Origin of the sequence: Tenacibaculum aestuariivivum (assembly GCF_964507685.1) — a bacterium.
In the GTDB taxonomy this organism is placed as follows: Bacteria; Bacteroidota; Bacteroidia; order Flavobacteriales; family Flavobacteriaceae; genus Polaribacter; species Polaribacter aestuariivivum.
The window spans coordinates 1831969-1846683 of the sequence record NZ_OZ208414.1 but is presented as its reverse complement, the minus strand read 5'-3'; the positions used below and the strand labels follow the sequence as shown (position 1 = coordinate 1846683).

The 14715-nt window shown below is 30.1% G+C and carries 11 protein-coding genes; 6 read left to right on the top strand and 5 right to left on the bottom strand.

Going from position 1 to position 14715, the window contains the following annotated elements:
* From ACN5J4_RS08130 to sufD, 6 genes are all read left to right on the top strand, one after another.
* On the top strand, positions 1–783 hold the full coding sequence (locus tag ACN5J4_RS08130; RefSeq protein WP_418649512.1) for an MbnP family protein: 783 nt from the start codon (positions 1–3) through the stop codon (positions 781–783).
* A 46-nt stretch (positions 784–829) separates the two neighbouring features.
* The gene (locus ACN5J4_RS08125; RefSeq protein ID WP_418649511.1) at positions 830–1849 is read left to right on the top strand and encodes a cytochrome-c peroxidase; all 1020 of its coding nucleotides are present in this window, start codon (positions 830–832) and stop codon (positions 1847–1849) included.
* Between the two features lie 108 nt (positions 1850–1957).
* Positions 1958–2287: a HesB/IscA family protein gene (locus tag ACN5J4_RS08120; protein WP_418649510.1), complete on the top strand. Its 330-nt coding sequence runs from the start codon at positions 1958–1960 to the stop codon at positions 2285–2287.
* Between the two features lie 15 nt (positions 2288–2302).
* Complete coding sequence (gene sufB / locus ACN5J4_RS08115) at positions 2303–3751, top strand: Fe-S cluster assembly protein SufB (protein WP_418649509.1); 1449 nt, start codon at positions 2303–2305, stop codon at positions 3749–3751.
* 25 nt (positions 3752–3776) lie between these two features.
* The gene (gene sufC, locus ACN5J4_RS08110; RefSeq protein WP_418649508.1) at positions 3777–4529 is read left to right on the top strand and encodes a Fe-S cluster assembly ATPase SufC; all 753 of its coding nucleotides are present in this window, start codon (positions 3777–3779) and stop codon (positions 4527–4529) included.
* Positions 4530–4533: 4 nt separating this feature from the next.
* A complete protein-coding gene (gene sufD / locus ACN5J4_RS08105; RefSeq protein ID WP_418649507.1) occupies positions 4534–5847 on the top strand; it encodes a Fe-S cluster assembly protein SufD in 1314 nt (437 codons plus the stop codon).
* Between the two features lie 248 nt (positions 5848–6095).
* On the opposite strand, the gene ACN5J4_RS08100 is transcribed toward sufD, so the two are convergent.
* From ACN5J4_RS08100 to ACN5J4_RS08080, 5 genes are all read right to left on the bottom strand, one after another.
* The gene (locus ACN5J4_RS08100; RefSeq protein ID WP_418649506.1) at positions 6096–8522 is read right to left on the bottom strand and encodes a helix-turn-helix domain-containing protein; all 2427 of its coding nucleotides are present in this window, start codon (positions 8520–8522) and stop codon (positions 6096–6098) included.
* 132 nt (positions 8523–8654) lie between these two features.
* Positions 8655–8840 (bottom strand): YgaP family membrane protein, encoded by a 186-nt coding sequence (locus ACN5J4_RS08095; RefSeq protein WP_101917832.1) that lies wholly within the window; start codon positions 8838–8840, stop codon positions 8655–8657.
* 25 nt (positions 8841–8865) lie between these two features.
* The gene (locus ACN5J4_RS08090; protein ID WP_418649505.1) at positions 8866–12060 is read right to left on the bottom strand and encodes an efflux RND transporter permease subunit; all 3195 of its coding nucleotides are present in this window, start codon (positions 12058–12060) and stop codon (positions 8866–8868) included.
* 109 nt (positions 12061–12169) lie between these two features.
* Positions 12170–13279, bottom strand: coding sequence for an efflux RND transporter periplasmic adaptor subunit (locus ACN5J4_RS08085; protein WP_418649504.1), 1110 nt, complete (start codon positions 13277–13279; stop codon positions 12170–12172).
* A gap of 7 nt (positions 13280–13286) precedes the next feature.
* Positions 13287–14591: a TolC family protein gene (locus ACN5J4_RS08080; RefSeq protein WP_418649503.1), complete on the bottom strand. Its 1305-nt coding sequence runs from the start codon at positions 14589–14591 to the stop codon at positions 13287–13289.
* Positions 14592–14715: the final 124 nt, after the last annotated feature.

Below are 14715 nucleotides of genomic sequence, written 5' to 3'. Positions count from 1 at the left end.
ATGAAACGATATTTAGTTCTATGTTTAAGTATAATCCTTTTTTCATGTAGTTCTGATAATGATGAACCAATTAAATCTGATAATGATGAACCAATTAAAGAGGTTACTGTTAAGGTAAATTTTTCTCAAAATTGGGATGGTACCACCATTGAAAAATCTGATTTAAGTACAACTGAATTTACCAACAAACTGGGCACCAAGCTTACTATTGACAGGCTTCGTTATTTAATTTCAAAAATCACGTTAACTAATGGTAATGAAAAAGCAACTATTTTTGATGGTTATCAATTAGTCGATTTAAGTGATAATAACAGTTTGATTCATAATTTACCTGAAAAAATAAAAGAAGGAAGCTATAATTTAACTGTAACTTTTGGTTTCAATGAAAATGATAATATAGATGGGAATTATCAAGATTTAAACACTGCCTCCTGGAATGTACCAATTATGTTAGGTGGTGGTTATCATTTTATGCAACTAGATGGTAAATATAAAAATTCTACAGGCGTACAAAAAGCATATAACTACCACGTAATAAGAGCCTATAACACTGCTACAAAAAAAGCTGAAGACACTTCTTTTTCTATAAACCTAGGCTCTATTACTATTAAAAATAATGCAACTATTGAAATTAAGATGAATATTGCAGAATGGTTTAAAGACCCTTATAATTGGGATTTAAATGATAAAAACATTAATTTAATGATGAATTACGATGCGCAAAAACTGATGAATGAAAACGGTAAAACTGGCGTTTTTAGTTTAGGTACAATCTCTCAATAAAACAAAAGTGATAAAAAAAAGTATATACATTTTACTATTACTTCTTTTGGCTAATTGCTCGTCAAAAGAAGTAGATGTATACACACCTACACCTGTAGCTTTAAAAATACCCGAACTATTTCAACAAAAATTAATTACTCCTGTTATTCCTACAAATAACCCTTTAACTATAGAAGGAATAGCGCTAGGTAAAAAACTTTTTTTTGATCCTATATTATCAAAAAACAACACACAATCATGTGCTAGCTGTCACGACCCAAAAAAAGCCTTTACAGATAGTACTCAGTTTAGTGATGGTGTTGATGGTAAATTTGGCACACGAAACTCAATGCCTCTATTTAATTTAGCTTGGAATTTTGACGATAAATTTACCTGGGACGGAAAAGAAATAGGCCTTGAAAACCAAGCACTAGAACCCGTTCGAAACCCCATCGAAATGCATAGTGAATGGACAAATGTTGCTCAAAAAATTAAAAATCACGCTGAATACCCAACACTTTTTAAACAAGCTTTTCAAACTTCAAAAATAGATTCAACTTTAATAACCAAAGCACTAGCACAGTTTGAAAGAACTTTAATTTCGGGCAACTCTAAATTTGATCAATTCCTATTAGCAAAAACACAATTAACACTAGAAGAACAAAATGGATTTGATGTTTTTATGGATGAAACTCGTGGAGATTGCTTTCATTGTCACGGAAGTAATAACAATCCTTTATGGACTGATAATAAATTTCACAATAATGGTTTAGACACTTTTTTTACCGATTTAGGCTTAGGAAACGTAACTGGTGATCCTAATGATAATGGAAAATTTAAATCACCATCACTTCGTAATTTAAAATTTACTGCTCCATATATGCATGATGGTCGTTTTGCTACTTTAGAAGCCGTTATAAATCATTATTCAACAGGCTTAAAAAACTCTCCAACCATTGACCCGTTAATGAAAAAAGTAAATTCTGGAGGTGTACAACTTTCCGAAAAAGATAAAGCCGATTTAAAAACCTTTCTTCTTTCTCTTTCTGATAATGAATTTGTTAACAATACACAATTTCAAGAATAATAAATTTTTCTAATAAAGGTATTACAAAACCCTATCAAATGTTCTGTAATTAAATGATACTTATATTGTATATTTGTAACTTATTTAGAGTTAATCCACCTAAAAAAAATGATAAAAGTTTCAGACACAGCAAAGAAAAAAGTTGTCGAGTTAATGACTGATGACGGCTTTGATGCTACAACAGATTTTGTGCGAGTTGGGGTAAAAAGTGGCGGTTGTTCAGGACTATCATACGACTTAACCTTTGATAAAAACAAGCAAGAAAACGATAAAATTTTCGAAGAAAACGACATAAAAATTATTGTTGATAAAAAAAGTTTTCTATACCTAGTAGGAACTACCTTAGAGTATTCTGGAGGTTTAAATGGAAAAGGTTTTGTATTTAACAATCCTAACGCAAACCGCACATGTGGTTGCGGAGAAAGTTTTTCTTTATAACATTACAACTCAATTATGAGCAAGTATACCGAAGACGATTTAAGAGAAGAGTTAAAAACCAAAGAATATGAATATGGTTTTTATACAGATATAGAAAGTGAAACCTTTGCAAAAGGGTTAAGTGAAGATGTAGTTCGTGCAATTTCTAAAAAGAAAAACGAACCTGAATGGATGACCGAATGGCGTTTAGAAGCCTTTCGAGTTTGGGAAAAAATGGAAGAACCAGAATGGGCTAATGTTCATTATGAAAAACCAAAATTTCAAGATATTGCTTACTATTCGGCACCAAAAGAAAAACCAAAATTAAATAGTTTAGATGAAGTTGATCCTGAATTATTAGATACTTTTAAACGTTTAGGAATTTCTTTAGATGAACAAAAAAAATTAGCCAACGTAGCTGTTGATATTGTAATGGATTCAGTTTCTGTTGCCACTACTTTCAAAGAAACATTAGGTAAAAAAGGCATTATTTTTATGCCTATTTCTGAAGCTATTCAAGAACACCCTGAATTAGTTAAAAAATATTTAGGAACCGTTGTACCAACTACTGATAACTTTTATGCAGCATTAAATTCAGCAGTATTTTCTGATGGATCTTTCTGTTATATTCCAAAAGGTGTTCGATGTCCTATGGAATTATCAACCTACTTTAGAATTAATCAAGGAGGAACAGGGCAGTTTGAAAGAACTTTAGTTGTTGCTGATAAAGGAAGTTATGTTTCTTACCTAGAAGGGTGTACTGCTCCTAGTAGAGATGAAAATCAACTACATGCCGCAGTTGTTGAATTAATAGCTATGGACGATGCCGAAATTAAGTATTCTACCGTTCAAAACTGGTATCCTGGTAATAAAGAAGGAAAAGGTGGTGTTTACAATTTTGTAACTAAAAGAGCTATTTGCGAAACCAATGCAAAAGTTTCTTGGACACAAGTAGAAACAGGCTCAGCAGTTACATGGAAATATCCAAGTTGTATTTTAAAAGGAAATAATTCGGTTGGTGAATTTTATTCAATAGCAGTAACCAATAATTATCAACAAGCAGATACTGGTACTAAAATGATTCATTTAGGTAAAAACACTAAGTCAACCATTATATCAAAAGGAATATCGGCAGGAAAATCACAAAACAGTTATAGAGGATTAGTTCAAATAGGACCTCGTGCCGAAAATGCACGTAACTTTTCTCAATGTGATTCTTTATTAATGGGTAATGAATGTGGAGCACACACGTTCCCATATATTGAAACAAAAAACAAATCGGCACAAATAGAACACGAAGCCACTACAAGTAAAATTGGTGAAGATCAATTATTTTACTGTAACCAACGTGGAATAGATACCGAAAAGGCAATTGCATTAATCGTAAACGGCTTTAGTAAAGAAGTACTAAATAAGTTACCAATGGAATTCGCAGTAGAAGCACAAAAATTATTAGAAATTAGTTTAGAAGGAAGCGTTGGTTAATAGCCAATAACAAACATATATTACAATGTTAAAAATAGAAAACTTACACGCTAACATAGAAGATAAATCAATTTTAAAAGGATTGAATTTAGAAGTTAAAGCCGGTGAAATTCACGCAATAATGGGCCCTAACGGTGCTGGTAAAAGCACGTTAGCAAATGTTATTGCAGGAAAAGAAGAATACGAAGTTACTAACGGATCAATAACTTTAAATGGCGAAGATATTAGTGATTTAGGCCCGGAAGAAAGAGCACACAATGGCGTGTTTTTATCATTCCAATATCCTGTAGAAATCCCTGGAGTTTCTGTTACTAATTTTATTAAAACAGCTATTAACGAAAACCGTAAAGCTAAAGGTTTAGAAGACATGCCAGCAAAGGATATGTTAAAAATGATTCGTGAAAAATCAGAATTATTAGAAATAGATCGTAAATTTTTATCACGTTCTTTAAACCAAGGATTTTCTGGTGGTGAAAAGAAACGTAATGAAATTTTTCAGATGGCAATGTTAGAACCTAAATTAGCTATTTTAGATGAAACTGATTCTGGTTTAGATATTGATGCTTTACGTATTGTTGCTAACGGAGTTAATAAATTAAAATCTAAAGATAACGCAGTAATTGTTATTACACATTACCAACGTTTATTAGATTATATCGTTCCTGATTTTGTACACGTTTTATACGATGGTAAAATTGTAAAATCTGGTGATGCTTCTTTAGCTTTAGAATTAGAAGCAAAAGGATACGATTGGATTAAAGAAGAAGTTAATTCTTAAGAAAATGGAATTAAAAGAAAAACTAACCGCATCATACGTAGCATTTGAGAATGGCGTAGATGTGGATTCTGATATTCATGATATTAGAACGAAAGCATTACAAAATTTTGAAGAACTAGGTTTTCCTACTAAAAAATTAGAAGCTTGGAAATACACTTCTTTAAATACGGTATTAAAACAAGATTATAGTATTTTTCCGAATTCTAATACGGCTGTAGAATTAGCAGATGTAAAGAAATATTTTATTCACGATATTGATACTTATAAAATTGTATTTATTGACGGAAAATATAGTTCTTTTTTATCTGAAACTACACACGATACTATAGATGTTTGTTTAATGTCATCAGCATTAACTAAACCTAAATACAAAGCTGTTATTGAAAAACATTTCAATAAAATAGCTAAGCAAGACAATTTAACATCGTTAAATACGGCATTTGCTAACGAAGGGGCTTATATTTTTATACCTAAAAATATAGAGGTACAAAAACCTATACAAATTATCTACTTTACTACAGGCTCTGATAATGCTGTTATGACTCAACCCCGTAATTTGATTGTAGCAGAACAAAATGCTCATGTTCAAATTATTGAACGTCATCAAAGCCTAACGGCTAATCCTGTTTTAACAAATGCAGTAACAGAGGTTTTTGCCGCTAAAGATGCTACAGTAGATATTTATAAAATTCAGAATGATAATGAAAATGCTTCTTTGATTGATAATGCTTATGTAGAGCAAAAATCAAACAGTATTGTTTCAGTACATACTTTTTCATTTGGAGGAAATATTACACGTAACAACTTAAACTTTTATCAAAGAGGAGAACATATTGATTCTATTTTAAAAGGAATTACCATTAGTGAAGGTAAACAGCACATAGATCATCATACCTTAGTACATCATATTGAACCTAACTGTGAATCTCATCAAGACTACAAAGGTATTTACGGTGGTAGATCTACAGCTGTTTTTAATGGAAAGGTAGTTGTTGAAAAAGAAGCTCAAAAAACAAATGCATATCAACAAAACAATAATGTTTTGATTAGTGATAAGGCTACCATAAATGCTAAACCTCAGCTAGAAATTTTTGCTGATGATGTAAAATGTTCACACGGTTGCACTATTGGACAGTTAGATGAAAACGCTTTATTTTACATGCAACAGCGTGGTATTCCTAAAAAAGAAGCAAAAGCATTATTAATGTATGCATTTGCTAATACCGTTTTAGAAAGTGTAAAAATACCGGAGGTTAAAAAACGAATTAATGCTATAATTGCTGAAAAACTTGGTGTAAACATCGGTTTTAATTTGTAAGAACTATAAAAACAGCTTACTACAATAAAAAACCAGTCAATATTGACTGGTTTTTTATTGTAGTATTTTATGTAAACTAGATACTAGTTTTTAAAAAATAAAATACATTGATGTTATCTTTAAATTTAATTAAAAGGCTTAGCCCTGATTGAAGCAATTGTTTGAGCTCCTCGTAGAGAGCGAGTGCGAAAAGCAGGAATATGCTTCAAAGTTATGCATTTATTTATATTACTTAGAGTTAATTACTATTATAAATCTAATGATTTTAAAACCATTTTTAACTCCGTGAAAGAAAACTCTTTGTTTACTTTTTTCTTCAACTCTGCTAAGGTTTTAAAGTCTGCTTCTTCTATTGATTGGACTAATTTCTTATACCTTTTTAAAGGAATAACATCTAGCACATCAATATCGCCAATAGCAACATAATTGGCTAAATGTTTTTCAATAGTATTTAATGTTAAACCTCTTTTTGTAGCTATTTGATGAGCAGACATTCCTTCTTTAAAAAATTTATAAGTTATTTCTGTTGTTGAAATTTTTAATTCTTTTGTCTTTACAACTTCTTTATTTACACCTAGTTTAATTACGCTTTTAATACCTTGTTTTTTACAATATAGCTCAACAGCATCTAAAATTTGACCCCCATATTTTTGCACTCTTACCTTACCCATTCCATCTACCTTTAACAATTCTTGAGCTGTTTTTGGAAGAGCATCACAAATTGCATATAATGTTTTTTGTGTAAAAATTTGAAAATGAGCAACACCATCTCTCTTAGAAATTTGATCTCTGAGTTCACGTAAACTTAATGCTAAAACTGGATCTCTCGATGAAATTGTTTTGTTCTTAGGTTTTTCAATATTTTGAAGTATAGCATTTACTCTAACTTTAAGGTAGTTTTTAACATCAAAACCATTTTGTAACTTTAAAAAACAAAATAATTTTATTGATACTAAATCTTGAAGTGTATAAATTTGTTTTTCTAAATCTTTTTGAACTGCTTTATTATCGGTAGAAAATGAAATTCCACTTAATGGTTTTTTTATAAACTCTTCTGTTTGCTTAATAAAATATGTAATTGCTTTTATAAATCGGTCATTAATAGCATCACTATTTTCAGCTAAAATATTATCTTCAGAAAGTTGTTTTAATTGTACTTTAAAACTGTTAGCTACTTTTAATAAAGGAATAACTCCTTTATCTTTAATAGTTTCTAAATGATTTATCATAATACCATTTAAACTAGTTTGATTTTGATAAAAAATATCAATAGCTCGTGTTGTTGGGTATAAAAAAGCTTTAAAATCAAATAATTCTGATATTAAATTTAATTGATATGTTTTTTCTGATTCACTTAAAACAGTTTCATCAGGTACATTTTCATTTACATTTTTGTTAAAAGAATCTACCGTTTTATCATTAATAATAGAATTATTACCAATTCTAGTTTTTAAAACAATGCCTTCTAAACTAGTACACCTACTAAGTGCAACATAGGTTTGCCCATGAGCAAAGGAAGCTTCAGCATCAATAATTGCTTTTTCAAATGTTAAACCCTGACTTTTATGTATGGTTATTGCCCAAGCTAAACGTAGAGGTACTTGTGTAAACGCCCCTACAACCTCTTCTTTTATTTCTTTAGTTTCATTATCAATTGAATAATTTATGTTTTCCCAAATTTCTTTTTTTGTTTCTATTTCATCACTATCATTTGGGCATTTTACATAAATCACATCATCATCTATAAGGGTTATTTTACCTATTTTACCATTAAAGTATCGTTTTTCAGGAGAACTATCATTTTTGATAAACATTACTTGCGCTCCTACTTTTAACAATAATTTTTTACTATTTGGGTAAGCACTTTCACTAAATTTACCGGTTATCTCAGCAGTAAAAACTTTATTTTTTTGTTTTAATTTATCTAATTCTAAGGTATTAATAGCGTCTGCTCTTTTATTATGAGTTGTTAATGTTATATATCCATCATTTTTTTGAGGTTCAAAATCAGGATTATACCTTTCATTTAATATTTTTTCTGAATCAGGAGATAAAGAATCATTTCTAATTTCATTTAATATTTTGATAAAAACATCATTCTTCTGTCTATATATTTTTTTTAGTTCAATACCTATTGTATTCGATTCTTGAAAAGCTTTACTACTAAAAAAATAAACAGATTTATAATGTTCTTTTAATAAATTCCATTCATTAGGTCTCACAACGGGAGATAATTGTTGTAAATCACCAATCATTAAAACCTGTGCTCCTCCAAAAACTTTATTTCTATTTTTATATTTCCTTAATACCTGATCTATTCCATCTAATAAATCAGCTCTAACCATACTAATTTCATCAATAATTACTAAATCTAATGATTTAATAATATCAATTTTTGTTTTATTAAACTTACGTTGCTGATTAGTAGTATTAGAAATTTGATTTGGTAAAATAGGACCAAATGGCATTTGAAAAAAAGAATGAATCGTTACTCCTTTTGCATTAATTGCGGCAACACCTGTTGGCGCCACAATAACCATTCTTTTTAAGGATTCATTTTTTATTTTATGCAAAAAAGTAGTTTTACCTGTACCTGCTTTTCCTGTGATAAAAAGATTTCTATCTGTTTTTTCTATAAACTGAACGGCAAGATCTAATTCTTTGTTTTCTGTCATCTTAAAATTATACTACACATTTTTACAAATGTAAAAGTACTTTTTTAAATATGATGTTACTAAAATTCTGATAAAACAAAAAACCTCATACAAAAAGCATGAGGTTTAATTATTATAATAAATGATATTAACTTATTTAATTTTAAATACTTTTGATAAAATGGTTTCTAATAAGCACCACTTTGTAAATGCTGATTGAATTAAATTCACACCAATAAATACGGTAAACCACATCCAATTTGGATTCACATAAACGGTTAATACAACACTTAACAATACAAAAGTTCCTACTATAATTCTGAAATATTTATTTAACATTTTGTTTCTTTTTTTAAATTTATACTTATTTGTAATTTTTACGCTCAATCATATAATACACTAATGGCACAACTAATAATGTTAAAATTGTTGATACAATTGTTCCGCCCATTAATGAAATTGCCAATCCTTGAAAAATAGGATCAAATAATATTACAAATGCTCCAATAACTACTGTTCCTGCAGTTAATAAAATAGGCGTTGTACGCACAGCTCCTGCTTCAATTGCGGCTTGTTTTATAGGCACTCCTTCAGCAATTCTTAGGTTGATAAAATCAATCAATAAAACAGAATTCCGCACCATAATTCCTGCTAAGGCAATCATCCCAATAAATGAAGTTGCGGTAAAAAATGCGCCCATAATCCAGTGTCCTAAAACAATTCCAATTAATGATAATGGAATTGCAACCATCATTACAATTGGCGCTTTAAAGTTTTGAAACCATCCAACAATTAAAATATAAATTAAGATAATTGCTCCTAAAAATGCAATTCCTAAATCTCTAAAAACCTCTAACGTAATTTGCCATTCTCCATCCCATTTTACGGTGTAATCATCTTCATAAGCTGGCTGACCTAAATACATTTCGTTTAATTTATAACCTTCAGGAAGTTTTATTTGTTTTAATTTTTCTTCCATTCCTAAAATTGCATACGCAGGACTTTCCAATTCTCCAGCCATATCAGCCATTACATATACTACTCTTTTTTGATTTTTTCGATAAATACTTTTTGCTGCAATTGTTTTTTTGATGCTTACTAAATCGGAAATTGGCACCATATTTCCTTGTTTGGATTTTATTTTCAATTGAGAAATATCAGCAATGCTTGATTTTTCTTTTTCATCTAAAGCTAAAACCAAACCAACTTGATTTACCGAATTTTCATCATATAAATTCGTAATTGCTCGGTTAGAAAGTGCCATATTCATGGTATAAGCAATTTGTTTAGGAGTAACTCCGTACAACATCGCTTTTTCTTTATCAATTTCAAATTGATATTTTGTTTGGTCATCTTCTACCATCCAATCAATATCTACTACATCATCTGTATTTTTTAAAATATTCTGAATACTATTAGCAATTTTAATTTGCTCTTTATAATCAGGTCCATAAACTTCAGCAACAATGGTCGATAAAACAGGAGGTCCTGGCGGAACTTCTACTAATTTTACATTGGCATTATATTTTGAAGCTATTTTTTGAATATCAGGACGAAATAATTTTGCAATATCATGACTTTGAATAGTTCGTTCTCCTTTATCAATTAAATTAACTTGAATATCTGCCATATTACTTCCGCCACGTAAATCATAATGACGTACCAAACCGTTAAAAGTTATCGGTGCAGAAGTTCCTATATAGTTTTGATAATTTACAACTTCTGGGCGGGTTGCTAAATATTGTGAAATTTCTTGTGTAACCACGCCTGTTCTTTCCAAAGTAGTTCCTTCAGGCATATCAATTACTACTTGAAATTCATTTTTATTATCAAAAGGTAACATTTTAACAGCTACCGATTTTGTAAAAAACAATACCATTGTTCCTAATAAAACGATAAAAGTACCTCCTAAAAATGCCCACCTTTTTGTTTTATTCTCTAATAAAGGACGTTCATATTTATTATAAATTCTATAAATTAAGGTTTCTTCTAAAGGTTTTTTAACTTTTTCAACTGCTCCTTTTTTATCTTTTTCTCTCAAGAAAATATACCCTAAATAAGGCGTAATTGTTAAAGCCACAAATAATGACAAGATCATTGCAATAGATGCTCCAATTGGCATTGGTGCCATATAAGGCCCCATTAATCCAGATACAAAAGCCATTGGTAAAACAGAGGCAATTACTGTAAAAGTTGCCAAAATTGTAGGATTCCCAACTTCATTAATCGCATATAAAGCAGCTTCTTTAAACGCCAAACGCTTCATTTTAAAATGCCTGTGCATATTTTCGGCAATAATTATGGAATCATCCACTACAATTCCTGTAACAAAAACTAAGGCAAAAAGTGTAATTCTATTTAACGTATAATCAAGCATATAATAACTCAATAACGTTAATGCAAAAGTAATTGGAACAGATAAAAACACCACCAAACCACCACGCCAACCCATCGCTAACATTACTACCAAAGTAACCGCAATAATAGAACCGATAAGGTGTAACAATAATTCCGATACTTTATGCGAAGCAGTTTCTCCATAATTTCTGGTAACCTCAACATGTACATCATCAGGAATTAAAGTTGAACGTAAATGTGTAACTTTTGCTAAAATTACATCGGCAATTTTCATAGCATCAGCTCCTTTTCGTTTTGCTACCGAAATAGTAACTGCAGGATATTCAGATTTATAATTTGTTGATTTTTCACTTGCTTTTCCAAAACCTAAACTCACATAATTTTGAGGAATTTCAGCACCATCAATAATCGTTGCAATTTGCTTTAAATAGATAGGTTTATTTTGCTGAACGCCAACTACTAAATTTTCTACATCAGTAACAGAAGCTAAAAAATTACCTGTTTGCACTAAAAATTCTGTATCATTTTTAATAAAACTTCCCGAACTTAACTGACTATTATTCGCCTTAATCATTTCAGAAACCGTTAAAAAATCTAAACCTGATGAAGCTAATTTATCTTTGTCTAAAACAACTCGTAATTGCCTATCGCTACCACCAATTTTATGCGTAATCGCTACATCATTTATCTTCTTAATTTCTCCTTCAAGCTCTTCTGCCATTTGGCTTAACTGATATCCTGTATAATTTTCACTCCACAGCGTTAACCCCAACATTGGCACATCATCAATAGCTCTTGTTTTTATCAACGGAAACGTAACACCTTTCGGCATTTTATCCATATGTTTATTAATTTCGTTGTATAATTTCACAAACGAACGTTCAATATCTTCGCCAACATAAAACTGAACAATAACCATTGCTTTCTCGTTCATTGCTGTTGCGTACACATACTCTACTCCTTTGATATTCGAAATTAATTTTTCCAAAGGCTTTATCACTCTCGATTCTACTTCCGTAGGACTCGCACCAGGATATCCAACAAAAATATCTGCCATTGGTACATCAATTTGCGGTTCTTCCTCTCTCGGAATTAAAAACGAACTATACACTCCAACAACCATAAAAACGATCATTAAAAGCACGGTAAGTTTAGAACCTATAAAGCTTTTGGCAATTTTACCAGCTAAACCTTCTTTCATATTATTTATTATTTTTGGGCGTTTAAACGGGCTATCCGTTGCAATCTTTTTTTGCCATATATGGCAGCAAAAAAAGGATTTCCACTACTATCCCTAACGCAATTTTTAATTATTGAATTGTAACTTTAACTCCATTATAAAGTTTTCCTTTTGCATTGATTATATAAGTTTCATCAGCCGACAAACCTGATAATACTTCTATATTTTCACCAAAAGAGCGTCCTAAACGCAACCAACGTAAAACGGCTGTATTACTTTGACTTAGCGTATATATTCCCGAAAGTTGACCTTTAGTAACAATAACATTTTTAGGAATTAACACTTTATTTGTGGCGTTTATTTTTGTATTTTCAGTAATTTTCGATGTTGTTTCTGAAGTAAAAAATTGAACCGTAGTAAACATTCCTGATAAAATTTTAATTGGTGTTTTATCTAACGCTACTTTTACTAAAAACTGTCCTCCTGTATTTTTTGCTGATGTACTAATTTCAGTAACCTTTCCTTTTATTTTTTGATTAATTGATTTTACAATAACAGTAGCTTCCGAGTTTTTTTTAATTTTCAAAATTTCACTTTCTGAAACCATTGCAATTACTTCAAATTCATTCGGTTTTTCAATTGATAATAATGACATTCCAGGATTTGCCATCGCACCTTTTTCAATATTTTTGCTAGTTATTACACCTGAAAAAGGAGCCGTTATATTTGTATATTTAAACTGAGAATTAACTTCATTCTTTTGTTGATTTGCCGCTTCTAAACGTGCTTTTGCCATTTGAAAATTAGCTGTCATATCATCCATTTCTTTTTGAGAAACACTATTTTCAGCTAATAAATTTTTAAAACGTGTAAAATCTTTTTCAGCATTTTTATACCCTACTTTTGCTTGAGTAATCCCTGCATTTACTTGCGCACGTTTTGCTTGTAAATCGGCATTATTGATGGCAATTAATAATTGTCCTTTCTTTACTTTATCGCCAACATTTACATAAACTTCATTTACAAAACCCATCATTCGAGTACTTAAATCGGCACTTTGTACGGCTTGAGTTTTTCCGCTTGCAGTTACAAATAAACTTGAATTTGTTGCTTCCACTTTTTTGACTCTTACAGCAATTGGTATTGAAGTATCTTCTGATATTTTTTTAGTATCGTTTCCACAACTTGTTATTAAAAAAGATATAGAAACAAGTGCGATTGTGTATAAATATTTTTTCATCTTAAAATTATTCTTTGGTTAAAAATTGTACATAAGCCTTTGCGTAATTATGCTGAAAAACTGTTTGATAATATTCTAATTGTTTTTGTGCATATTTGGTTTCTGCGGATAATAAATCGGTAGTTTTTTCTAAACCTTGTTCGAACCTGTTTTTTTTAATTCGCAATAATTCAGCCAATTGTGATAATGCTAATTGTGTCAGATTTAAATTATTTTTAGCATCTATTAACATTCGTTTTGCATTATTAAGTTCCATGTTACTTTTAGCAAGATACTGCTCAAATGCAATTTCTGATTTTTCTAATTCGGCTTTACTTTTTTGAGTTTTCCCAAAGCGTTTTGAACCTTTAAAAATATCCCAACTTAATTCAACACCAACTAAATAACCGTTTGCATCGGCTTTAAAAATTTCATCATCATACAATTCATAACTTCCAAAAGCATTTAATCGAGGTAAAAAACTCATTTTATTTGCTTTATGAATATTTTTATAACCTTCTTTTGCCAAACGCATCGCTTTAATATCAGCCCTATTTTCGGGTAATTTTTCAATAGCAATAACATCTGATATTATAGTTAATGAATCTGATGGTTTTAAAATTACCGTCATTTTATCATTCATTAAAACAGATACATAATTAGACGTATTTTCAATGCTACTTTTAGCATATTGCAATTGATTTGCTATTTCAGCAACACGAACCTCAACCGCTAATACATCTGATTTTTGCAAGTACCCTTGTTTAAAATTATTGATAGCTATTCGTTTATTTTCGTTGACTGTTTCTTGTGTTTTTTCTAAAACTGATAACATTTTATAAGCTAATTGCAATTGCATGTAAGCTTTTTCAACTTCCAATTGCATATAATCGTTCGTTCGTTCTTGTTGAAAAGTAGTAGCTTTTAATTTTGCTTTGGCTGCTTTTCGCTGATAAATTCCATCAAGATTAAATAACGGTTGTTCTACTGCTATTTTAGTCGCAAAATTGTTTGTTTGCGAAGGATTGTTTAATAAAGCAGGATTAAAATCATTTTGTGTTAGTATTTCTTGATTCAATTTAAAACCAAAAGCCATCAACGGATTTGTCGTTGCCATTGCCGTGTGTGATGCCGTAATATTTGGTAAAAAAATAGCGTTAGTTTGATTATAATCAGCTTTAGCAACTAAAACATCTTGATTAGACATTTTTATAGTATTGTTATTTTCTTTTACTTTAGTAAGAACCTCATTTTTAGTGATAAGGATTACCTCTTGTGCTTTTACTAAAAGAGAAAATAATATAAAGGATAGTATTAATAATTTATTTTTCATGCTACAGTTCAATTAAGTTACTGCAAAGTTAGTAGCATAATAAATAATCGTTAGTAACATTTGTTACCATGAAGAATATTATCTATCTAAATACCTTTACATTTTTTAACTACATAACTTTATT